The organism is Vitiosangium sp. GDMCC 1.1324 (genome assembly GCF_003044305.1).
Taxonomy (GTDB): domain Bacteria; phylum Myxococcota; class Myxococcia; order Myxococcales; family Myxococcaceae; genus Archangium.
Genome location: NZ_PZOX01000005.1, coordinates 84341 through 107372, shown reverse-complemented (window position 1 = coordinate 107372; position 23032 = coordinate 84341). Strand labels below are relative to the sequence as shown.

The following is a 23032-nucleotide window of genomic DNA, read 5'->3' as shown; positions in this document are numbered from 1 at the left end:
CCTCCCTCCCTCTGAGGGAGGGGGGCTTCACACCCATGCGTTGCCCCTTCTGCCAGGACGCCGAGAACAAGGTCATCGACTCGCGCGAGTCGCATGAGGGGTCTGTCATCCGCCGGCGCCGCGAGTGTCTGCAGTGCAAGCGGCGCTTCACCACGTACGAGCGGGTGGAGGAGCTCTACCCGCTCATCGTGAAGAAGGACGGGCGGCGGGAGACGTTCGACCGGGACAAGCTGCTCGCGGGGCTGAAGAAGGCCTGTGAGAAGCGCCCCGTGTCGGTGGACCAGCTCGAGGAGACGGTGGTCTCCATCGAGCGGCTGCTGCAGGGCATGGGGGAGAAGGAGGTGCCCTCGTCGGTCATCGGCGAGGAGGTGATGCGCCGGCTGCACGCGCTGGACGAGGTGGCCTACGTCCGCTTCGCCTCGGTGTACCGGAGCTTCCGCGACATCTCCGAGTTCATGGAGGAACTGAAGGATCTGCTGTCGGATCGGACGCGGGAGCACAAGCCGCCGCGTCTGCCGGGCAAGGACGGTTGACGGGCGATGCGGCTCTTGACGCGAGCGCGGATGCAGGCAGGGCGCGCCCCTCGGGCGAAGCGCGCGGCGGACTTCGACCAGGCGGTGGCGGAGTTCTTCATGCGCATGGCGCTGGAGGAGGCGGCCAAGGGACTCGGCCGCACCAGCCCCAACCCGGTGGTGGGCGCGGTGCTCGTGAAGAGCGGCCGCGTCATCGCGCGGGGCTACCACCGGCGGGCGGGCACGGCCCACGCCGAAGTGGTGGCGCTGGAGGCCGCGGGCACCAAGGCGCGCGGGGCGGACCTCTACACGACGCTGGAGCCGTGCGACCACTACGGGCGCACCCCGCCGTGCAGCCAGGCCATCCTCGATGCCGGCGTGCGCCGGGTCATCGTCGGCTCGTCGGATCCCAACCCGAAGGTGAATGGCAAGGGCGTCGCGCGGCTGCGGCGCGCCGGGGTGGAGGTGCTCACCGGCGTGTTGAAGGACGAGGCCGACCGGCTCAACCGGCCCTTCTTCAAGGCGATGAGCACCCGCCTGCCCTACGTCACGCTCAAGGCGGCGGTGACGCTCGATGGCAAGCTGGCCACCGCCACGGGGGACTCGCGCTGGGTGACGGGTGAGCAGGCCCGCGAGCGGGTGCACCGGCTGCGCGACCAGGTGGACGTCATCCTCGTGGGCGCCAACACCGTGCGCAAGGACAACCCCCAGCTCACCACGCGGCTGCCCGAGGGCGATGGGAAGGATCCGGTGCGGGTGGTGGTGGACTCCCACCTGAGCCTGTCTTCGAAGCTGACGATCTTCACCCAGCGCTCTCCGGCTCGGACCGTGGTGGCCACGCTGGAGGACCCTGCTGGCCGCAAGGCGAAGCGCTTCCTCGCGGCGGGCGCCGAGGTCTGGCGGATGCCCGAGAAGAATGGGCGTGTGTCCCTCGAGCCGTTGATGCGCCGCCTGGCGAAGGAGGGCCTCAACCACGTGCTGGTGGAGGGTGGGGCGGAGATGTACGGCTCGTTCCTGCGCGCGGAGCTGGCGGACGAGCTGCTGCTCTTCGTCGCCCCCAAGCTGATCGGCAGCGAGGGCCTGTCGTGGACGGGCTCGCTGGGCGTGAAGCAGATGGCCCGGGCGCTCACCGTGGGCAAGCTCTCCTTCGAGCAGGTGGGTGATGATCTGCTCATCCGCGCCCGGCTCTCTGAATCGCGCTGAGCGGACGGGTCCTCACCCCGCGCGCGCCAGCGGAGGCGCTCCCGCCTCGCCCTGCCGCTCGGGCGTGGCCTCCCGGATGATCCGCTGTCCGGCGAGCGCGAGCAGCTCGGGGATCTGCCGGACCGCGGCCCGATCATTGTCCCGGTAGCTCTCCGAGAGCTTCTCCCACGGGATGATGCAGGGGTGGGTTCTCGCCACCTCGTCACGCGTGTCGCCCCGCCGCCATCCATCCAGCAGGTGCCGCGCGCACCAGCGGTCGTGCTCCATTCGCGCGAGCATCTCCACTTCGTCGGGTGTGAAGGTGAAGCCTCCCGTTCCTGCTTCCGGAGAGCTCGGCTCCGTCCGGCAGCCGATGGCGCGCAGCTTGACCGGGATGTGATCCGCCTGCTGACGGTTCGACTCCCGGAAGAACTCGTCGAGCTCGTGCCAGGGTCTCAGCGACGGACGCGAGCCCATCGCCTCTCCCTGCGCGAGCTTGCGCCGCAGGTAGTCCTCGTGGGCCTTGCGCGCGAGCTGGTCCAACGATTCGCCCAGGACGCTCTCTCGGGTGCACAGCCGGTCGAGCAGTCCGAAGACGCTGATCCGCCCGGTCCAGCTCCCCGTCCCCGAGGCGCGCGCCAGGGTCGACAGTCCCGCCCCCTGAGACATCCGGACCCACACCGGCACCCGGCGCTCGCGCAGCCGCTCGACCAGGGCCAGGGCGCACGTCAGGCTGCGGCGGTCGTCGTCGAAGCACACCACGATGTCGAGCAGCCGACCGGGATCCCGCCCCCACTCCTCGAGCTGCGCGAGGATGTCCGCGTACTCCACATCCCCCTCGAGCACGTCGAGGTCCGCCACGGCGGTGAAACCCGGGCACCTGCCGAGGAAACGCTTCCGCCGCTCCTCGGCGTCCCGGTCGATGAGCGTCACCCGCAGCCTCGAGCCGTTGGCCAGGTGCACCATCCGCGCGGCCTGCAACGCCACGCTCTCGCCCATCTGGCCGAACTCCACCACGCACAGGTGTACGAAGCGCGTATCGCCCGGGAGGAGCCGCTCCCGGTCCAGCGGGTTGTCTCGCAGCAGTACCCGGGCCGCCGCCTCGTGGATGTTGAAGGGCGCGGTCTCCACCGACTCCTCGCCAGCGAACGCCTTCGACGCCCGGAGCAGTCCACACAGCCGGAGGTCACCCACATGCGCATGGACTCGCAGGGGCATGGTCCGTCCCGGGGCCTCGGCGCGCACCAGCCGGCGAGCCGCCACTGCCGTCTCGATGTTCGCCCCGTCATCTCCCGTGACCGCGAGCAGCACCGCCGCATGGGCCACGCGTGCCTGCCGGAGGATGGCGTCATCGGCCGCCGCGTTCAGCACCACGAGCGCTCCGGCCTCCCGCGCTGCGAGCAGGTGATCGTTCTCCTCGTCCTTCTCGATGATGACGACCTTGTCTCCCCGGGCGAGGAAGTCCTGGGTGAGCTGGAGCCCCTTGCGGCCGAGTCCGCACACCACCACGTGTCCGGAGAGGTGCCGCAGCCTCAGCCGCTCGAGCTCTCCCGCGAAGAGCACGGAGCCGGCTCGGAGCACCGCGTAGAAGGAGACGGTCGCGGCCGACCAGCGCGCGAGCTCCAGGGTCCACGGTGTCCTGCCCGGCAGGACCTGCAACTGCATCACGAACAGCTGCACCGCCTGGTAGAGGAGGTCCAAGAAGGTGTAGCCACTCTCTTGGAGGTAGCTGGGAAGTCCCTCGACGCCGAGGCCGAGGGTGAGGAGCACCCAGGCCAGGACGACGCGTGCCTCGTGGTAGCGGAGGAAGGCGAGGAGTCGACGCATTAAGCTGCCTTGCTGCTCACGTTTTCCAGTTGCTGCTTGAGCGCGTCGATCTCGCCCTGGTCCCGTAACGGCAGGGCCTCGAGGATGCCGATGGCGCGCTGGAGCGAGGCCTGGGCGGCGGGCGTGTCACCCATCCGGTGCTGCGCCTGTGCCATCTCCTGGAGCACGGGCACGATGAACGGATCCCCCGAGCCCACCGTCTCCTCCAGCTTGCGCGCCGAGTCCACCAGCGCGCCGTCCGCCTCCGCGTGCTTGCGCTCGCGCAGATCCAGCGCGTCCCGGTGGAACGCGACGGCACTCGCGAACTGCTCCTGGAGCGCGGGCACCACTTCGCCTCGGACGGGAGGCAGCTCGTCGCCCTGGTGCGTCAGGTAGTCCTCGACCTTGCCCGCCAGCTCTCCGGTGAGCTCCTCGGCGAGCTTCTCCGGTGCCTCGAACAGGCTGAGGGCCGTCGCGTCCTCCACCGGGCGGTGGGCGGGGATTCCCGCGACTCGCGCGATGCGCTCGTGCGGAGGCGGGTGGCTGTCGTACTTGCCTTGTTCCCGTTCCACCAACTCCTTGGCGCGCAGCTCGCGCAGGCTGCCCGGCGTCAACGTGTCCGCAGCATCCAGGCAGCGGTAGAGGTTCTGGCAGGGGCGCCCCGTCCGCCGCATCATCACCAGTGTGGCGATGGCCGAGCGCTCGAACAGCTCGCCGTTGCGGATGGCCCGGGTGAGTGCCGCGCCGAACGCGTCCCCTCCGTAGGCCAGCGCGGCCGCCCGGTCCGCGAGCAGCTCGCGCCGCCGCGAGTGCCCCATCGTCACCCCGAGGTACACGAAGAAGTACGCCCGGAGGAACCAGTACACCGGGTTCACGTAGGTGGACTGTCCCAGCTCCGCCATGCCCTGGAGCGTGTGGATCACCGACGTCTGGATGCGGCTGATGACGGGATTGAGCCGAGTCTCCCCATGCGAGAAGTGGCCATATTCGTGCGCGAGGATCGCCTTGAGCTCGGTGATCGACAGGCCGCGCAGCGCCGCGTAGCCGAGGTGGAGGATGCGCTCGCCCCCGCCCAGCAGCACCCGCCAGGTGCCTCCCGCCTCGCGCACGCCGATCCCCGCGTCCGCGTCCAGGTAGACCTTGTCCACCTTCCTGGCGCGCGCTACCTCCGCCACCTCCGTGAGCGCGGCGAACAGCCGGGGCGCCTCCTCCTCGGTGAGGACCCGGCCCCCATTGTCCTTCGGGCCGGAGACGAAGAGCCCTCGGATGATGGCCCACAGCCCTCCGAGCCCCACCACCAGCGCGATGAGGATCAGCTTCACCGGGATGCGTGGCAGCAGGAACAGCCCGTATATCAGCGCGCCTCCGGTGACGAGCGTCAGCACCAGCGTCATCGGCACCGACACGTAGAAGAGCAGGCTGCCGGCCCAGAGCACCGCGTTGTAGAGCTGGTCGATCCGCCGCTCCTGCGGTGTCTGCTCGTCCCGCAGCAGGCGTGCGTCCACCGCGGCCAGGCGCTTGACCTGGACTCGCGACAGCAGCGTGCCCGCCAGGTAGAGCAGCCCCAGCGAGCTACCCAGGAACAGCACCATGCCCAGGGGGATCTGCCACGCCAGGCGGAACATCCGCGCGTGATCGCCCCGGCTCTCGACTTCCTGGAAGAAGGCCGCCTCCGCCCCACCAGCCCTCGCGACGGCCACCTCCTCCGCGGCTGCCTCGTCCTCTCCCTGGTTGGCGAGGATGGCGGCATGCAGTGCGTGGGCTCCGGCCATGTCCGGGTGGAGCTCCAGCAGCCGCTCCACGCGCTCCCGCGCCAACGCGAAGTTCCCATCCTCGGTGAGGAACACCGCGCTGAAGTACAGGGCGCCCGGCTCTTCCGGATTCAACCGCAGCGCCTCGTCGATCCACTTCCGCGCCTGGGGCCGCCGGGCGGGCGTATCCATGGCCTGGGTCGCCAGGGATCTCAGCACATCCGCGCGGCGCTTGCCGTCGATGCCCAGCTCGAGCGCGCGCTGGAAGGCCTCCTCCGCCTTCTGGGGCTTCTCCTTGCTCTCGAGGAATCCGAGCAGGCGCCAGGCGCGTGGGTTGTCGGGTGCCTCGCGTACCAGCTGCTCCACACCGGGCCGGGCCTGCTCGAACTGGCCCTCCTGGACCTGGTCGAAGGCCCGCTCGTAGACGGACTCCAGCTTCGGGTCGAAAGGGAACTTCTCCGCGGGCTCGGTTGCTGCTTGAGCCAGCAGGAGGGAGAGCAGCAACGCGTGCATGCGTCAATCCTCGTGGAAATGAGGTGGGAGCGTCCGGGAAGGGCCGCCGGACTGGCTCAGGCGCGGATGTAGCCGAGCGCGAGGTCGAAGATCATCATCTCCAGCCGCTCGCGATCGTCCTCGTTCACGTCGGTGAAGGTGAAGGAGACGCGCCGCGAGCCCTGCTCGGAGGGCGCGAGCGCCACGGTGCGCCCCCGGCCCACCACCGGGGCGTCCTCCTGTCCCGGCAGCCACAGCACGAAGGCGCAAGGCTCGTCCTCGTGGAGCTCGCCGCCGAGCATGCAGGAGAAGCCGCCGGAGGAGATGTCCAGCGTGCGGCTGCGCACGGGGCCCGAGCGGAAGCTGACGTCCACGGGCATTCCCTTGGGGACGCGGAAGTTGCGCCGGGCGATGCCACCCGGCTGCGGGCTCTGGCCCTGGGCCGCCAGCAGCGTCCGTGCGAGCTGCTCGCGCGCCTCCAGGTAGAGCGCGTGCTCCTCACTCGTGTGCAGCTTCCGGCGAGCCCGTTCGTGCAGCTCTCGGAAGCTCGTCAGCCAGGCCGAAAAGTCCATGGAGCCTCATTCTAGCGCGACTCCCTGGATGAATCCGAATCGGGCCACCCCGGGGCCTGGCCCGCCGCCCTCGCGCGAGCTGATGGCTTCACGGGCGGTCGCGGACGCCGGATGTCTTGGAGCGGATTATTACGAGAACAATGACACTTCCATTTTTCAAGGAAAAGCGGTTTAAGTCCCCGCCACGAGCCGCCCTTGCTCCCGGGTCTCCCCATGCTGTGTCGGAGGTGAAGGGCTGTTCGATGCAGCTGCCTTTCCCGTTGTCCCCCCCGACGGAGGTCAGTCATGAGCAATCGGAGCACGAGCGGTCATCCCTTGAAGTGGTTGGCAGTGCTGGCGGTAGTGGCGGTGGGCTGTGGCGGCGGTCAGACGGCGGTGGAGAGCGTCGAGCTGAAGGGCGTGGACGAGAACCTCGGCACCGGCGCCAACGCGATCACGGCCTGTGTCACCGCTGGCGCCTCGCTCCAGACGACCACGGACCTGAACCTGCGCAGCGGGCCCTCGACGAGCTACAGCATCCTCCTGACGATGCCGGGCAGCGCCATCGCCACGGAGGCGGGCGGGGGTTGTCCCACCAGCGGCTGGTACAAGGTCACCTATAGCGGCGTCACCGGTTGGGCCTCGGGCAGCTACCTCACCGTGGCGGCCAGCTCTTCCGCGGCTCGCGACGCCGCCGTCACCCGGGCCCAGGGAGCGGTGGGCTTCTCCTACTGGTGGGGCCACGGGGGCTGGAATCCGGGCTCGGCCGTGGGCTCGTGCACGGGGGACTGCCCGAGCTGCACGCACAGTGGCTCGTATGGCGCGGACTGCTCCGGCTTCCTCGCCAAGGCGTGGGTGGTGCCCAGCACCAACAGCAACGTGGCGACGGACTCGCACCCGTACAGCACCGTGAACTTCAACTCCGACACCAGCCAGTGGACCACCATCTCCCGTGACTCCCTGCTGAAGGCGGACGCGCTCGTGTACAACGTGAATGGTGCCGGCCACACCTTCCTCTACGAGTCGGGTGACGGCTGGGGCAGCATGTGGGCCTACGAGTGCAAGGGCTGCGCGTACGGCTGCGTGTACAACCTCCGCACCGCCACCACCACCTACCACGCCATCCGTCACTTCTGAGTCCTCCACGATTCGGAAGGTCCACGGCCGGGCGGGTATGGCCCGGCCGTCGTTCGTCGGGTCTGTCTGTCTTCGAGGTGGTGATGCGCGTGCGCTCGGCCCTGCTCGCCCTGCTGGTGTTGCTGCTGAACCCCCTGGTGGCGGGTGCGGCGCCCCGGAAGGCGGTGCTCCTCTTCACCGGAGACAATGGAGGGGAGATCGCCGACTGCGGTTGCAGGCAGAACCCCGCGGGCGGACTGGCCCGGCGCAAGACGTTGCTCGCCCAGGAGCGCGCGAAGGGCGGGCCGGTGCTGGTGTTGGACGCGGGCAATGCGCTCTTCAAGTCTCCCCAGTCGGGAAGCGAGCCGCATGCCCAGGCCCGTGCGGAGCTGTTGCTCGAGCAGATGGAGGCGTTTGGCACCGCGGCCATGGCCGTGGGGGCGCGCGACCTGGTGCTCGGCACGGACTTCCTGAAGAAGGCCACCCGCAAGGCGAAGATGAAGGTGCTGTCCGCCAACCTGGTGGATGCGAAGGGGCAGCCGCTCTTCGGCGCCTCCACGGTGGTGGCGGTGGAGGGGTTGCGGTTCGGCGTGGTGGGACTGTCTCCCGAGGGAGAGGTGGCGCCGGGGGTGGTGGGGCGGCCTCCCGTGCCCGCGGCCGTCGCCGAGGCCCGCCGCCTGCGTGAGAAGGAGCGGGTGGACGTGGTGGTGGTGCTGGCCGCGCTGCCGTGGCCGGCCGCCCAGGCGCTCGCGCGGGACGTGGGGGACGCGGTGGACTTCATCGTGCAGTCGCACGAGGGCCGCATCCCCGGGGTGGCGCAGCGCCAGGGTCATGCCACCCTCCTGCCCTCGGGCGAGCGCGGCAGGCAGGTGGGACGTCTGGAGCTCTCCCTCGAGGGCTCGGGTCCGTTCGTCGACCTCTCCGAGATGGCTCGCGCCCGGGAGGGGCTGAAGCTCCTGGATGAGAACATCCAGCGGGCCCGCGAGCGGCTGGCGGCGGCCAAGGACGATGCGGCCCGGCGGGCGCTCGAGGAGTCGCTGGCCGGTTTGACGTCGCGGCGGCAGCAGTTGGTGGACCTGGGTGAGCGGCCTCCAGACCCGGCCTCACGGACCCAGCTCCTCTCGTTCCTCCTGCTCGGGCCGGACGTGAAGGATGACCCGGAGTTGAAGAAGCGGGTGGATCAGCTCGCACCAGCAGGGGAAGGGCCATGAAGGGGAGCAAGCAAGGAGTCGTCGTCCTGGTTCTCATCGTCCTCGCGCTCGGTGTCGCGCTCGTGACGGCGCGCTCGGGTACTCGGGGGGGCGCGGGTTCGGACTCGCGGACGGATGAGCCGGCGGCCCAGGCCGCGGCGACCCCGTCAGGTGGCGCTCCGGCGAGGACCCCCTCCGGCAACCCGGGAGGCGGCCCGCAGGCCGGGACTCCCCGGAAGGGCGATTCCTCCAAGCCCCGGGAGGTGATCGCCGAGCTGGGCTGGGGCAGCGGACCTTCCCAGCTCGGGCGCGAGCGTCTCCAGGAGGGCAACCCCGAGGCGCCCATGTCCCTCGCGGTGACTCCGCTCGGTGACGTCGTGGTGCTGGATCAGGTCAACGGACGGCTCGTGCGTCTCGATGGGGAGGGCAAGGTGCTCGGGACCACGCCGCTCACCCAGCAGACTCCCCAGGATGTCACCGTGGCGAAGGATGGCTCGCTGCTGGTGCTCGACCGCTTGAAGGACAAGTCCGTGGCCATCATCGACCCCTATACGGGGTCGCTCCGAGGCGAGCTGCCGCTCCAGGGCGAGGGCATCCCCAACACCGGAGGCATCACCGGCACCTTCGTGGAAGGGGACTCGGTGTACGTCGAGCGTGAGCACGGCGCGCTGATCCGCATCGGTGACCTCTCGGGCAAGGTCGACACCACACGCCCGGAGATTCCCGGCCGCCCCACGCGCGATGGCCGCGCCTATATCCTCGCCCGCATCATCGATGCCCCAGGCGGCCGCCTCTTCGTCAACGCCGTCGACCGGCAGTCGGGCCAGCACCGCTACACCCGCGAGTACCGGCTGCAGTTCCCGCTGCTGTTCATCACGCTGCTCGACTCGGATCGCTCGGGGGTCATTTACCTGGGCGTGGCCGGCGAGCTGCCCACGGGCAAGGCCAGCCCGGCCTCCGAGGCCGGTGTACGCCTCTTCTGCCTGGATCCCGTGGATGGCAAGGTGTTGGGGCAGACGGACCTACCTCTCAATACCATGCCCGAGGAGACCTTTCGGGACTTCACCGTCCTCGACGAGGGCGGGGTCGTCTACCAGTACCGCACCGAGAACGGTGTCTCCCTGCGGCGCGCCGACTGCCACTAGCGGGACCGAGGGGAATCCAGCAGATTTTTTGCTCACAGAGGGCCTGCCGAGTCCCCTAAGGTCGCCGGGGTAATCCGTCTGAACAGAGGACGAACTCCGAATGAAGCGTTTGATGGGATGTCTGGTCGCAGTGGTCTTCCTGGCGGTGCTCATGCCCGAGCAGGCGCGGGCGCAGGGGGACTCCAACTCCATGTCCTCTCCGGGCGGCCTGAAGGACGCGGGAACGCACGAGCGCAGCCCGATGCTGTCCTTCTTCGGCCTGCTGCCCTGGGGGTATGGCACCGGAATCGGCGTTGCCGGACGGTACACCCTGCCGATCTTGAAGGACGGCTTCATCCCGCCGCTCAACGACTCCGTCGAGCTCGAGTTCGGCGGCGATGTGTGGTTCGGCGGCCAGAACTTCGGCCTGGGTCGGGACTACAGCTACGTCGGCCTGGCCATCCCCGTGGAGGGGCGGTGGACGTTCCACTTCACCCCCAAGTTCTCCGCCTACGGTAAGGCGTCGGTCGGGTGGTACTTCAACTTCTGGAGCAACAACGTGGATGACATCGCGGGCGCGTCCTACGGCGGCTTCTACGCGAACGTCGGCGCGGGCGTGCTCTACGACATCAACGGCACGATCGCGCTGCGCGGAGAGGTGGGCGCCACGGGCCTGAAGGCCGGCGTGGGCTTCTCCTTCTAGGCTTCACCCCCCGGAGGCCGGGCCTCGCGCTCCATCGCGCCAGGGCCCGGCTATCCGGCCCGCCTCTTCAGGCTCGCATAGGGCGCCAGGAGGTCGGGCCGGTCCACCAGACAGCGCAGCGCCCTCCCGGCGAAGCTCTCCAGCCGGTCGATGAAGGCGAAGTCGTGCTCGTCTCCCGCTTCGTGAGCCAGCTCGTGCAGGACGATGCCGAGCGTCCGAGACTCCAGCGGATCCTCCAGCGACACCTGTCCCCGCATGTTCACCCGGAGCACACGGCGCTCGCGGTCGTACTCCGCGTCCACCTGGGCGCTCGGGTCGCGAGCCTTGCGCTCGAAGAACTCCACGCGCACCTCCCGCCCGATGAGCTCTCGCGACAGGCAACGCACCAGCCCCACGAAGCGCTCGGCGCGCGGCCCGGGGTTCACCAGGATGTCTTTCGGCGGGCCCTCCATCCGCTCCACGTATGTGCTCGCGGACTCGACGATCGTCTCGAGCTGCTCCACCGCCGGGAGTGGCATCCCCCGCAGGTCCACCACCTTCGCTCCGAGCTGGCGCGCCCGGTCATCCATCCGCGGCCCCACCGACAGCACCGCCCGCGCCGGCAGCACCTTCGCCACGTAGGCCTCGAGCGCCTCCGGGCCCAGGGTGAAGTGCGCGAGCACCTCCGTCACCCACGCCCCTGACAGCTCCTGGCGGCTCAGCTCGGGCGCCAGCGACTCCAGGATGATGGCCGCCAGCGTGCGCTTGTAGGGATCTCTCGCGGCATCGCGCTCGGCCGCCAGCGGGATGCGCTGCTGCACGTCGACGTGCCACGGCAGATGGTGCGGCTCCACCGGGAGCCCCAGCTCGAAGAGGTGCGGCGTCTCCCCGGGGCGCGGGTGGTACAGGTCCACCCTCGCGGCCCGCTCGACGTAGCGCTCCACCCCGCGGTGCAGCTCCACCGTCTCCAGCTGACAGTCCTCCAGGGAGTCCTTGAGCCGCGGAGGCCGCACGGCGCGCCCGTTGATGACCAGCTCGACACCGGGAGGGGGGAGGGTGAGGCGGAGCAACTGGAGGGCGTCCTCGCGCTCACGGGTGCTCGTGCGGCGGAAGAGCTTCAAGCACGTGCCCACCCGGCGCGTGTTGGGCTTCACGTGGCGCCCGGTGTCGTCGAAGACGAGCGTGCGCCCCACTGTCTCCACCTCGGCGCGGTCGCTCGAGGCAATCATCTCCTTCAAGCCACGGCCCTTGCGCCCCCGCCACGTGGGAGGCGTGTCCTTCTCCCCGAGGAACACGGTGAAGGCGAACTCGTCACGCGCCAATCCGGCGGGGGCATCGTCCTCGATGCGGACCTCGTCCTCCTCCAGGCGCACCTTCACCCGGCTCGCGCGCTGGTCGAACGCGTTCTGCAGGGCCTCGCGAACGAGCTGACCGAGCGGCCGGGCGCGGTTGGAACGCCGCCATCCTTCCTCCGACAACTCGAACCACTCCGCACGACCATTCCGGGCCTGACCCATCGAGACTCTCCCAGCTCCGGGCTCCCGCGGGCGTATGCGCCGCCGCGGGGCGACCGGACAGCCCGGGGAAACACCTGGGGCCACGAGTCTCTTCCCACGCCCGCTCCCCCGGACACCTGGCGCCCGGCGTCAGGCGCCCCGCCAGCCCTCGAAGACCGTCACCACCGCGGCGAGCATCATGAGACAGCCCACGAGCCGCGCCACCGCGATGTTGGCGGAGGGATTCGACTCGAGCCAGCCGCGCGCCCGGTCGGCGACGAGCGCGATCACGCCATACACGGCGCCCTGCGTGAGCGCGATGATGGCTCCGAGCACCAGCCCCTGGAGCCAGATGGGTCCGTACTCGGGGCGGACGAACTGGGGGAACACGGCGAGCATGAAGAGGTAGGCCTTCGGATTGAGCAGGTTGGTCAGTGCCCCCCGGCGGAACGTGGCCAGGTGCGATTGCTTGTCCGAGAGGGGAGCCGCCGAGAACCCGCCTCCGCTCCGCAACAGCGAGACCCCGATCCATGCCACGTACAGCGCGCCGATCCACAGCAGCGCGTTGAACGCGGACGGGACGACCTTCAGCAACACGGCGACCCCCGTCGCACCGACGGCCACGTGACAGGCGCCGCCCGCGATGATGCCGGCCACGGCGGAGAGCCCCGCTTTGCGGCCGCCAACCAGGGAACTGGCGAGGACGAACGCCATGTCGAGACCCGGAAGGATGACGACTCCGAATACCAGGACGAAGAAGAGCCACAGATGTGCGGTCTGCTCCATGAGGAAGACTCCTATCGGTTGAAATGCCCGTGGCCACGTGGGCGCGGTGAAGTGGGCCAGGCCGTGAGGCCCGGTGCTGAAGTGCACGGTAGGAGGCATATAGGGCGGAATCGGCCCTCATTCGGACTAGACTGGTCCACATGTCCCGACCCACGACGCGCGTGCTCACCGTGCTCGAGCTGCTTCAGACGCACGGCCGGATGAGCGGCTCGGAGCTGGCACGGCGGCTCGAGGTCGATCGCCGGACGGTGCGCCGCTACATCACCGCGCTGGAGGAACTGGGCATCCCCATCACCGCCGAGCGCGGACGCGACGGCGCGTACATGCTGGTGGCCGGGTTCAAGCTGCCGCCCATGGTGTTCACCGACGACGAGGCGCTGGCCCTGTCGGTGGGACTGCTCGCGGCGAGGGGGCTCGGGCTCGCGGAGGCGGCGCCCGCGGTCGCCAGCGCGCAAGCGAAGCTCGAGCGGGTGATGCCGGCCAACTTGAAACGGCGCGTGCGCGCGGTGGATGAGACGGTGACGCTCGACCTCTCCCATCCCACCGCGCCCCGTGACAACGAGGCCCTGGTCGCGCTGAGCGCCGCGTCCCAGACCCAGCGGCGCGTGCGCATGCGCTATCGCACGGCGGAGAACGAGGAGACCGAGCGGGACTTCGACCCCTATGGCCTCGCCTGGCGCGGTGGGCGCTGGTACGCCGTCGGTCACTGCCACCTGCGCAACGGACTGCGCTCGTTCCGGCTGGACCGGGTGCATTCCGTGCAGCCGCTGGACGTGAGCTTCTCCCGCCCGGAGGGATTCAACGCGCTGGAACACCTGACGGTCTCGGTCGCGACGCTGCCCCGCGCGTATGCCGTCGAGGTGTTGCTCGAGACGGACCTCGCGACCGCTCGGCGTGCGGTGTTCCCTTCATTCGGCACGCTCGAGAGAGTGGCCGAGGGCGTGCTGCTGCGTGGCCAGACCGAGGACCTCACGTGGTTCGCGCGTGAGCTGGCGCGTCTGCCTTTCTCCTTCGAGATCAGACGGCCGACGGGATTGCGCGACGCGCTCGCGTCATGCGCCCGGCGATTGCTCGAGCTGGCCGGGAGCTGAGCCGCGACTGGCGCCGAGCACTCGCGCGAGCTCGCGAATCAGCGCCCCACCATCCCCCTCGTAGGCCTGCCCGTGCATGCATGCGAGCAGCCGGGGCGATGTGGCCGCGAGCTTCTCGAGCAGGACAGGAGCCGCTTGTGCGTGTGCGAAGTAGTCGAGCCCCCCTCGACGTAGTGCTTCACTCGGGCCGAGGATGTCGCCTCGCGTGACGGCCGGAAGACCACGGCCCGGCTGCGTGAACAGGTCTCCACAGAAGAGCGTCGCGGACTGCTCCTCGAAGAGAAATCCGCACTCCCAGTTGTGCGGGAGGTGCGGAGCATCGAGCCATCGCACACGGCGCTTTCCGAGCACGAGCACCTCTCCATCCGCGAGTGCGCGTGGCGAGCGGTCGAAGAGATCACCATCGATTCGCGCGGCGGTGCGCCCGCAGACGGGCGAGGCCCCCGGAGCGATGGCGAGGAACTCATTCATCGACCCACACTCATCCGACTCGCAGTGAGAGAAGCCGATGTAACGCAGCTCGCGCACGGGAATGATCTTCTCCACCGCTCCCTGGACGAGTGGGAACATTCGCCGCGGTCCCGTGTGGAACAGCAGGGGAGCGTCGTCGACCACGAGGTACTGGTTGAACGAGAAGCCCGATGGGCCCACGTCGACGTCGATGCGAAGCTGGTAGATGCCATCAGCGACTTCCGTCGTGCGCACTGCTGTCGAGGGTGTCATGCGCCGTCCTCCGGTCTGCTCCGGCTCGAGGCCGGAAGCGTTTGCCTCAGGTGATGTAAGGTGACGAATGGACCGTCACAAGAGCCAATTCCGACGAAGTCGACAGGTCCAATCAGGATGAGTCCCCGTGGAATTTCATGTGACGCTCTCGGGCTCGCGTGACCTCGCGAGGCAGATCTACGAGCAATTCAAACAGGCCATCCTGGAGGGGCGGCTTCGTCCGGGTGAAGCCATTCCACCGACGCGAGAGCTCGCGGCGAGGCTCGGTGTCTCGCGCAATACGGTCACCAGCTCCTACGAGCGGCTGTTCGCCGAGGGCTTCGTCTCCGGGCGGGTGGGCGCGGGCACGTTCGTTCGTCAGGAAGCCCGCTCCACCGCGCCGGCACGACGGGCGAAGACGGAGACCGGGCTCCGTGCACTTCCCATCTGGGACTCCATCCAGTTACCGCCGGAGCGAGCCCCGCGCGCGCCGGCCTATGACTTCCGCGTGGGGACTCCGGACCTGGGGCTGTTCCCCTATGCGGAGTGGCGCCGTCTCATTGCGCGGCAGCTCCGTTCCCCGGCAGGTCCGACAGCGGCCTATGGCGATCCCGCCGGACACAGCCGGCTGAGAGCGGCGATCGCGCGCCACATCCGTGTTTCACGCTCCATCCGCGCCGACGCCGAGGACGTGATCGTGACGGGTGGCACGCAACAGGCGCTCGATCTGATCGGCCGCATCCTCATCGAGCCAGGCACCTGTGTCGCTGTCGAGGATCCAGGCTATCCCCTGGCTCGTCTGGCATTCGAGTCCCAGGGGGCGCGAATCACTCCCGTCTCCGTGGATGCCGAGGGTCTGAACGTAGACGCCATTCCCGATGCCGCGCGCCTGGTGTACGTCACTCCCTCGCACCAGTTTCCGCTCGGGATGCCGATGACACTCGCCCGGCGTATGGCATTGCTGGCCTGGGCCGAGCGTCACCAGGCAGCGGTGGTCGAGGACGACTACGACAGCGAGTTCCGGTTCGGGGGGAGACCACTGGAGCCACTCCAAAGTCTGGACCGGGCGGGCCACGTGCTCTACGTGGGATCCTTCTCCAAGGTCCTGCTCCCGGGGCTGCGGCTTGGATATCTCGTGGCTCCGGCTTCGCTCCGGCCCGCGCTGCGCACCGCCCGGTTCCTCACGGATTGGCACAGCCCGCCGTTCCTCCAGGCCGCGTTGGCACAGTTCATCGAGGAGGGCCTGCTGGCCCGGCACATCCGGAAGGCGAGGCGTGAGTACCAGGTGCGTCACGAACAGTTGGAGCAGGCTCTCCGCCGCCATCTCGCCGCGTGGCTCGAGCCCATTCCCTCCGTGGCGGGGCTGCATATCGGCGCACTCTTTCGCGACGACCGGATCGACGCCACGGAGGTGGTGCGTGCGGCGCAACGCGTGGGGGTGGCGGTGGCTGCCCTGTCTCGCTTCTCTTCGAGCCCCACTTCCAGGCAGGGCCTGGTGCTTGGCTATGGAGCCATTCCCGTCTCGCTGATCGACGAAGGGGTGAGAAGACTGGCGGCCAGCATCCGCGCGATTCACCCCCGATGACCGTGTCAGGGCGTCGCGGAATTCAGCGCAAGAAGCGGGTCGCTCCCCGGTGGGCTCCCCCCTATTTGTAGCGGCGAGACGAGCCCCTGGGAGGGCTTGTCGACAACGCGCGGGAGATGGCTCCCGCCAATGATTGAGAGAGCCGCCTTGACGACCCATCACATTGAAACCCTGACGAAGTACCACCTGCTCGGCCGCTCGGGGCTCCGGGTGAGCCCGCTGGCGCTGGGCACCATGACCTTCGGGACCGACTTCGGCTGGGGCAATCCCGAGAGCACCGCTCATCAAATCCTGGCGCGCTACCTGGAGGCAGGCGGCAACTTCATCGACACCGCGGATGCGTACACCGCCGGCTCGAGCGAGCGCATCATCGGCGACTTCTTCGCGAAGCACGGCGGCCGCGACCAGGCCGTCATCGCCACCAAGTTCACCATGGGGACCTCGCCGGGGGACCCCAACTCCGGTGGCAACGGGCGCAAGAACATCTACCGCGCGCTCGAAGGCTCGCTGCGCCGCCTCAAGACGGACTACGTGGACCTGTACTGGCTCCACGCCTGGGACGGCCTGACGCCCGTGGAGGAGGTGATGCGGACGCTGACCGACCTCGTGCGCGAGGGCAAGGTCCGGTACATCGGCCTCTCCGACGTGCCGGCCTGGTACTTCGCTCGCGCCCAGACGCTGGCCGAGCGCAATGGCTGGGAGCGGGTCTCGGCGTTGCAACTGGAGTACTCGCTCGCCGAGCGCAACATCGAGCGCGAGCACATCCCCGCGGCGCTCGAGCTGGGCGCGGCCATCACGCCCTGGAGCCCGCTGGCCGGTGGGCTCCTCACGGGCAAGTACTCGCGCGAGGGCTCGAAGCTGAAGGGGGAGGGGCGCGCCCACGCCCTCCTGGCCACCGGCCTCCCCATCGCCGACAAGTTCGTGAAGGACCGCCCCTGGGCCATCGTCGAGCAGCTCGTCGCCGTGGCGAAGGAGGTGGAGCGCTCGCCCGCGCAGGTGGCGCTCAACTGGGTGGCGACGCGTCCCGCCGTGGCCTCCACCATCATCGGCGCGAGCAAGCTGGAGCAGCTCGAGAGCAACCTGCGCGCGCTCGACTTCACGCTGCCGTCGGCGCTCTCCGCCCGGCTGGAGGCCGCGAGCCGCCCCGAGCTCGTCCACCCGTACGTGTTCTTCCACGATCCGGTGTTCGCACAGGGCATGTTCACGGCCAACACAGCGGTGCGCGCGGAGCCGGCCTGGTTCCGTGCCCACGGCGGCCAGTGAGCTTCAAGGTGTGAGACCGGGGCCCCCAGCTCGCGCGCGAACCGCGGGCCGGGGCCGCCTCGAGTCGGGCACACGGGCACTTACGCCTACCCAGGGTTGAAGGACTGATGCGGGAACACTTGATTTCCCTGCTGTTTGGTTGATAGGACAGTCAACCAACCATCGGGGAGCGGCCATGAGTCCTCGCCAGGCAGCGCAGGTCGAGCAGCTCAAAGGGGAGAGGCGGCGGGAGGTGCTGCGGGCGGCCCGCGGCGTGTTCGCGCGCAAGGGGTTCGCGGCGGCGAAGATCGTCGACATCGCGGCCGAGGCGGGGATCAGCCACGGGCTCGTCCACCACTATTTTCCGGGCAAGGAGGCCCTCTTCGCCGCCGTCATCGAGGCGGCGGTCGAGGGGTGGGAGGCGCTCGTTGCTCAGGCGCGGCAGCAGCCGGGCACTCCCTGGGAGCGGCTCGTCTACCTGTGCTCGCAGATGATCCAGGGCTCCTATGACGAGCCCGAGTACCTGCTGGTCATCGTGCATGCGTACACCTCGGACGCCGCGCCCCTGGCGTTGCGCGACGTGCTGGCGCGGTACACCCGGCAGATCGACGAATCCGTCGTGGCGCTCATCCAGGAGGCGCAACTCGGCGGAGCGGTGGCTCGGGGCCCTCCCGAGGAGCTCGCTCGCGCGTTGATGGCGCTGGTCAAGGGGCTGGCGATCGATCGGGTCATGAACCCGAACGGCGCCCTGCCTCCCATCGAGCTCGTGCTCCGGCTCTTGAAGGCATGACGACAACACCTGGAGGTACGCAATGAAGATCGTGGTGGATTGGGATCGTTGTGAGGCCAATGGCGTCTGCGTGCGCGCGGCACCGGAGTTCTTCCACCTGGATGAGAAGGACACGCTGCACGTGCTCAACGAGAACGTGACACCCGAGCTGCGCGCCAAGGTGGAGAAGGCCGTGCGCGACTGTCCCCGCTACGCCCTCTCGCTCTCCGACGACTGACTTCGAGTCTCCGCAGTCAAACCCCCCCGCAGTTTTCCCCTCACCCCAGGAGCAGGTCGATGTTGCATCCCGACAACCATCATCAGGCCCGGCCCACCGCTGACTTCAACCCGTACGCGCCCGGTTTCGACGCGAATCCCTATCCCGCGTTCGAGAAGCTGCGGACGCAGACGCCCATCGGCTATTGGGAACAGGGCCGTGGCTGGCTGATCAGCCGCTACGAGGACGCTGTCGCCATACTCCGCGACAGCAAGCGGTTCACCAGCGACCGGAACGAGTGGGAGCTCGCGTCGGTGATGGGCACTGCCGCGCTCGTCCCGGAGCTCGCGGAGTTGAACAAGCACTCGTTGCTCTCGCTGGCCAATCAGGATCATGTGCGGGTGCGCAAGCTCGTCAGCCCGGCGCTCACCCCGCGCGCCATCGAGCGGCTGCGGCCGGAGATCCAGAGCATCGTCGACGAGCTCCTCTCGGTCGCCGAGGCGAAGGGGACGGTCAATGTGATCACGGACATCGCGGATCTCATTCCGGCGCGCGTGATCGGCTCCATGCTGAAGATGCCGAAGGGACGTGAGGCACTGTTCCAGCGGTTCACGGAGGCCGCGGTCAAGACCTTCATCCCCGGTCTGCTCCAGGGGCCGGAGGTGGAGACCCTGCGCGCGGACATCCGCGAGGGAGTCGCCCTGGTCCGCGAGACGATCGAGGATCGGCGCCGCAATCCCCTGGAGAACGACATCCTCACCACCCTCATCCAGACCGAGGAGCAGGGCGACAGGCTCAACACGGCCGAGCTGCTCTCGCTGGTGTCCAGCCTCATCGTGGGGGGCTTCGAGACCACCATCCACCTGATCGGCTTCACGGTCTATCACCTCCTGAGCCGGCCCGAGGTGCTCGCGCAGGTGAAGGCCGAGCCCGAGCTCGTCAAGAACCTGATCGAGGAGGTGCTTCGCTACGACAACTTCGGGAAGATGGGGATCGCGCGCTACGCCCTCGAGGACGTGGAGCTCAGTGGGGTGACGATCAAAAAGGGGCAGATGGCCCTGATCATGCTGGGCAGCTCGTTGCGCGACGAGGCCGCGTTCGACAAGGCCGAGGTCTTCGACGTCCGGCGCAACACGAACGCGAGCATCGCGTTCGGCCACGGGGCCCACTACTGCATCGGCGCGAACCTGGCGCGGCTCGAGGTCCAGCTCGCCGTGGGCGCGCTCCTGCAGCGCTTCCCGGAGATGAAGCTCGTGAAGCCGGTCTCGTTCGGGCCGCACCCCGTCATCCGACGCATCGAGTCACTCGAGGTCCGTCTCCGTCCGGAATGACAAAATCACGGATTCGTGGCTTCACCCGGAATCCGGGTTGGAGTTAGGTTGAGGTTCATGCTCATACGAATCCGTCTGGTTCTTCCCCTGTTGTTCGCCGTGGCCGCCGTCCCTCTGGAGTCCGAGGCGGCGGCCTGTAATGCCACGTCCAACCGCGACCTGGCGTGGCGCTATGCCCCCGTCCACCACCAGGACGCCGACTCCTCGAAGTACCGCTCGGACATGCTGTCGCGGATCGACTTCGATGGGGACTGGATCAGCAACGACAACTGGGAGGCGGCGGAGGCGCTGACCAGCAATCCGCTCCCCTACGTGTACTACAGCGTCACGAGCACGCCGACGCACTGGTACATCCTGTATGCCTTCTACCATCCGCAGGATTGGACAGACACGGTGCTCGACCAGGAGCACGAGAACGACCTGGAAGGACTGCTCGTGGCCGTCTACCGGGATGGCACCCAGTACGGGCAACTGGAGGGCGCCGTCACCGTCGCGCATTCCGACCACTACAGCTATGCGCCGGGCGGCACCCACTTCTCCGCCAACAACGAGGACATCGATGGCTCGCTCCTGCTCTCGAGCGGCCACCCCATGACGTATCAGGAGGCGAAGGGCCACGGCCTGTATGCCTATGGCGGCAGCCACGTGCAGGATGGCGATGGCCTCTGGTACTACCCGTCCAAACCCTATCTCGGGTACGAGACGGCCACCGCTCCCGCGACGCCCTCCAGCGGCAATTCGCAGCCGACCGCCTATTACCAGCTCATCGACATCTTCGAGTCCGGCGGGCTCTGGGACCACCGCTTCGATTCCAACACCTTCGCCAACTTTGGCTCCTTCCGGGGTGACACCGGTGGCGGCTGCGGCTCGAGCGGGAAGACGTGCTCCAGCAACTCGGCCAACGCTCCCTGGGGCTGGGATGACAAGGATGACGGGCCCGTCTTCGCCGGTGAGCTGGCGTTCGATCCCGCCCATCTGATCAGCCGCTATTTCAAGACCAGCACCAGCTTCTCGCGCGACTTCGAGTGCAATCCCTACGCGGTGGAGATCACCCTGAACTCGCTCTACATCGCGTCGAATCAGGACGGCAGCGGCGACCTGTCGGATCCGTACTTCAATCTCTTCTTCAGCGATGGCAGGGGCTCGGACACCCATGACGGTTACGGGGATGGCATCGTCGACGGGGACAGCGGCGCCCAGGTGTCGTGGGTGTGGCAGAACCCCGCCATGAATACGTGGCACAGCCTGGCCGGGAGGATGCCGCGCAACCGCTTCTATACGATCAAGACCCAGGCCCCCACGTTCCGCATCCGGGTGATGGACTGGGACTCGGGCAGCGGGGATGAGTGGCTCATGTCCCCGGAGTCGTATTACTCGGTGGGCGCCACGTCGGGCTCGTTCACCTATGACTTCGGCCGGAGCAGGCTCTCCGTCACCCTGGTGAACGCTCCGGGGCTCTGACCGGTTTCACGGGGCGGGCCGCGCCTGGTTCGTCATTCCGAACCAGGCGTCACCGGCTCGCAGCGCACGGAGACCTCGAGCTTCTCGGAGCCGCCGCCCAGATAGATGGTGCCCGTGTTGGGCGTGGCGTCCGAGTACTGCCGTCCCACCGCGACGCGCACGTGGTGCGTCTGGGTGAGGATGCCGTTGGTCGGATCGAAGCCCTTCCAGCCGACCTCGGGGAGATACACCTGGACCCAGGCGTGCGAGGCCTCGGCCTGCGCGGTGTTGGCATGCTTGGGGCCGGTGTAGAGGTAGCCGCAGACGTAGCGCGCGGGCACCCCGAGCAGGCGGGCCAGGCAGATGAAGACGTTGGCGAAGTCCTGGCACACGCCCCGGCGCGACGAGTACACGTCGAAGGGGGTGGTGTTCAGCGTCGTCGTCCCCTGCTCGTAGCGGTACTCCTTGTAGATGCTGAAGTTCATGTCCAGCAGCGTGTCCAGCAGATCGAAGTCGTTGCGGCGCGCGAAGCTCATCGCGTACTCGAGCAGCTCCTCCAACTGGGTGTCGGGAAGCTCGGGCGGCAGCAGGTAGGGCTGGAGCATGTTGCTCTGCCACGGCATCCACACCAGGGGCAGGGTGGAGCGCATCCGGAGCGGGTGGTAGCCCAGGGGATCCGTGTCCAGCAATTCCACGCGCGAGTGCGCCTCGAGCACCAGCTCCGTATAGGGCGTCTCCACGAGCACGCGGCGCACCCGGTTGCCGAAGACGTCGTCGTACTCGGCGCGCGTCGTCCCCGCGGACAGCGTCACCTCGTGTGAGAGCAGGGTCTGCAGCCGATCATGCATGGGCGTGAGCCGCAGCAGATGCGCGCTGCGCTCCACCGGCCGCGCGTAGCGGTAGACGGTGCGATGGCGCACGTCCATCACCCGGATGGGAGCCTCTGGAGGGCGGCGCAGGCGGCGGCGGGCCTCGAACTCGGCGGCGAGCGCGGGCTTGGGTGCCTCCTTTGCCTGGGTGCTGGGTGGCAGCACTTCGGCGCGGATGGCGCCCTGGCGCACCATCACCAGGGTGCTCGGGGGGACCTGCGTCCAGTTCGCCGGCACTTCCGTGCGCGACTCCAGGGGCTGGGTGCTGACGATGACGCCCTTGCGGCTCTTGGCTCCGCGCCGCGTCAGGTCCAGGGTCAGGTCCGAGTCGCCCAGGATGAGCCGCTCATAGGGCGGGGACACCTGCCACAGCCAGCAGTGGGTGGCGCCGGTCCGGTCCGCGTAGAGGCACAGGTCCCTCCCGTCCGAGAGGACGAGGGTGAGGGGCCCCAGGCCGTTCATCTCGTCGAGCCAGTCACGGAGCCGGGGCGCATCCACGTCGCCGAGGCTGCGCCAGCCCTGCTGCTGCATCCAGTCCAGCAGGCGGCAGAAGAGGGCCTCCGAGTCGGTGGAACCCACGGGCTCGAAGTGCGCGCCGGGGAGCGAGGGCAGACGCTGTTCCAGGCTGCCACTGTGGGCCATGAGCCAGTCGCGTCCCCAGGCACTGCGGCAGAAGGGCTGGGTGTTGGCCTCGGTGATGGGGCCCCAGGTGGCCGAGCGCAGGTGGAGCAGGAAGATGGAGGACTCGAGTGTCTCCCACGTCCGGACCAGCTCGCTGCGGATGCCTCCCGGCTGGGGCGCAGCCTCCTTGAGCACGGTGGCCGCGGGCTCGCTTCCCGGGTAGTAGCCCACACCCCAGCCATCCGGCGGTTTGCGTCCGGGAGACAGACACTGCAGATCCAGGCTGGGGGCGAGCTCTCCCTCGAAGGACAGCGCGAGCAGGTTGAGCATGGTGCGTGACTCTAGCCCGTTCTTCCTCTCCGTGGACGATGAAGTCGAACCTCTCGAGTGCCGCCTGGAGCGCTTCCTCGGTCGTCCCGGAGCGCTTCGCCTCGGCGGGTGCGTAGAAGGTCGTCGCCACCACGGAGGGCACCTCCT

At 68.7% G+C, this 23032-nt stretch carries 20 protein-coding genes; 13 read left to right on the top strand and 7 right to left on the bottom strand.

Annotation, left to right across the window (positions count from 1 at the left end; all coding sequences use genetic code 11):
• Positions 1–35: 35 nt before the first annotated feature.
• Both nrdR and ribD read left to right on the top strand, forming a co-directional pair.
• Positions 36–533, top strand: coding sequence for a transcriptional regulator NrdR (nrdR, locus tag DAT35_RS16530; RefSeq protein WP_108068001.1), 498 nt, complete (start codon positions 36–38; stop codon positions 531–533).
• Between the two features lie 6 nt (positions 534–539).
• On the top strand, positions 540–1715 hold the full coding sequence (gene ribD, locus DAT35_RS16525; RefSeq protein WP_108068000.1) for a bifunctional diaminohydroxyphosphoribosylaminopyrimidine deaminase/5-amino-6-(5-phosphoribosylamino)uracil reductase RibD: 1176 nt from the start codon (positions 540–542) through the stop codon (positions 1713–1715).
• 12 nt (positions 1716–1727) lie between these two features.
• Here the strand turns inward: ribD and DAT35_RS16520 are convergent, their stop codons facing one another.
• Genes DAT35_RS16520 through DAT35_RS16510 form a run of 3 tightly spaced genes read right to left on the bottom strand, consistent with a single transcriptional unit; the run spans position 1728 to position 6315 of the window.
• Positions 1728–3521, bottom strand: coding sequence for an NAD-binding protein (locus DAT35_RS16520; RefSeq protein WP_108067999.1), 1794 nt, complete (start codon positions 3519–3521; stop codon positions 1728–1730).
• A complete protein-coding gene (locus tag DAT35_RS16515; RefSeq protein WP_108067998.1) occupies positions 3521–5764 on the bottom strand; it encodes a tetratricopeptide repeat protein in 2244 nt (747 codons plus the stop codon). Before DAT35_RS16515 ends, DAT35_RS16520 begins: the two co-directional genes overlap by 1 nt.
• A 56-nt stretch (positions 5765–5820) precedes the next feature.
• Positions 5821–6315, bottom strand: coding sequence for a PilZ domain-containing protein (locus tag DAT35_RS16510; RefSeq protein ID WP_108067997.1), 495 nt, complete (start codon positions 6313–6315; stop codon positions 5821–5823).
• A 285-nt stretch (positions 6316–6600) separates the two neighbouring features.
• Between DAT35_RS16510 and DAT35_RS16505 the strand changes: the two genes are divergently transcribed.
• The 4 genes from DAT35_RS16505 to DAT35_RS16490 all read left to right on the top strand — a co-directional run bounded on the left by DAT35_RS16505 (position 6601) and on the right by DAT35_RS16490 (position 10427).
• Positions 6601–7431 carry an SH3 domain-containing protein gene (locus DAT35_RS16505; protein ID WP_108067996.1) on the top strand — a complete coding sequence of 277 codons (831 nt, stop codon included), beginning with the start codon at positions 6601–6603 and terminating at the stop codon, positions 7429–7431.
• An 83-nt stretch (positions 7432–7514) separates the two neighbouring features.
• Positions 7515–8621 (top strand): 5'-nucleotidase, encoded by a 1107-nt coding sequence (locus DAT35_RS16500; protein ID WP_369945783.1) that lies wholly within the window; start codon positions 7515–7517, stop codon positions 8619–8621.
• Entirely contained in the window at positions 8618–9745 is a 1128-nt protein-coding gene (locus tag DAT35_RS16495) for a hypothetical protein (protein ID WP_108067995.1), read from the top strand. Before DAT35_RS16500 ends, DAT35_RS16495 begins: the two co-directional genes overlap by 4 nt.
• A 100-nt stretch (positions 9746–9845) precedes the next feature.
• Positions 9846–10427, top strand: coding sequence for an outer membrane beta-barrel protein (locus tag DAT35_RS16490; protein ID WP_146209741.1), 582 nt, complete (start codon positions 9846–9848; stop codon positions 10425–10427).
• 50 nt (positions 10428–10477) lie between these two features.
• Here the strand turns inward: DAT35_RS16490 and DAT35_RS16485 are convergent, their stop codons facing one another.
• Together DAT35_RS16485 and DAT35_RS16480 are read right to left on the bottom strand one after the other, a co-directional pair.
• Entirely contained in the window at positions 10478–11923 is a 1446-nt protein-coding gene (locus DAT35_RS16485; RefSeq protein ID WP_108067993.1) for an ATP-binding protein, read from the bottom strand.
• Between the two features lie 129 nt (positions 11924–12052).
• The gene (locus DAT35_RS16480; protein WP_108067992.1) at positions 12053–12688 is read right to left on the bottom strand and encodes a LysE family translocator; all 636 of its coding nucleotides are present in this window, start codon (positions 12686–12688) and stop codon (positions 12053–12055) included.
• A 140-nt stretch (positions 12689–12828) separates the two neighbouring features.
• On the opposite strand from DAT35_RS16480, the gene DAT35_RS16475 reads away from it, so the two are divergent.
• Complete coding sequence (locus DAT35_RS16475; protein WP_108067991.1) at positions 12829–13779, top strand: YafY family protein; 951 nt, start codon at positions 12829–12831, stop codon at positions 13777–13779.
• Here DAT35_RS16475 and DAT35_RS16470 read toward each other — a convergent pair.
• Entirely contained in the window at positions 13741–14502 is a 762-nt protein-coding gene (locus DAT35_RS16470) for an MBL fold metallo-hydrolase (protein ID WP_108067990.1), read from the bottom strand. The genes DAT35_RS16475 and DAT35_RS16470 overlap by 39 nt on opposite strands.
• 127 nt (positions 14503–14629) lie before the next feature.
• Here DAT35_RS16470 and DAT35_RS16465 point away from each other — a divergent pair, with 127 nt between their 5' ends.
• The 6 genes from DAT35_RS16465 (at position 14630) to DAT35_RS16440 (ending at position 21086) form a co-directional block, all read left to right on the top strand.
• The gene (locus DAT35_RS16465; protein ID WP_108067989.1) at positions 14630–16066 is read left to right on the top strand and encodes a PLP-dependent aminotransferase family protein; all 1437 of its coding nucleotides are present in this window, start codon (positions 14630–14632) and stop codon (positions 16064–16066) included.
• Between the two features lie 147 nt (positions 16067–16213).
• Complete coding sequence (locus tag DAT35_RS16460) at positions 16214–17329, top strand: aldo/keto reductase (protein WP_108068418.1); 1116 nt, start codon at positions 16214–16216, stop codon at positions 17327–17329.
• A gap of 175 nt (positions 17330–17504) precedes the next feature.
• Entirely contained in the window at positions 17505–18098 is a 594-nt protein-coding gene (locus DAT35_RS16455; protein WP_108067988.1) for a TetR/AcrR family transcriptional regulator, read from the top strand.
• 22 nt (positions 18099–18120) lie between these two features.
• Positions 18121–18315: a ferredoxin gene (locus tag DAT35_RS16450; RefSeq protein ID WP_108067987.1), complete on the top strand. Its 195-nt coding sequence runs from the start codon at positions 18121–18123 to the stop codon at positions 18313–18315.
• A gap of 59 nt (positions 18316–18374) precedes the next feature.
• Positions 18375–19625: a cytochrome P450 gene (locus DAT35_RS16445; RefSeq protein WP_108067986.1), complete on the top strand. Its 1251-nt coding sequence runs from the start codon at positions 18375–18377 to the stop codon at positions 19623–19625.
• A 57-nt stretch (positions 19626–19682) separates the two neighbouring features.
• Positions 19683–21086 carry a hypothetical protein gene (locus DAT35_RS16440; RefSeq protein ID WP_108067985.1) on the top strand — a complete coding sequence of 468 codons (1404 nt, stop codon included), beginning with the start codon at positions 19683–19685 and terminating at the stop codon, positions 21084–21086.
• A 32-nt stretch (positions 21087–21118) separates the two neighbouring features.
• Here the strand turns inward: DAT35_RS16440 and DAT35_RS16435 are convergent, their stop codons facing one another.
• On the bottom strand, positions 21119–22885 hold the full coding sequence (locus DAT35_RS16435; RefSeq protein WP_108067984.1) for a class II glutamine amidotransferase: 1767 nt from the start codon (positions 22883–22885) through the stop codon (positions 21119–21121).
• Positions 22886–23032 lie beyond the last annotated feature (147 nt).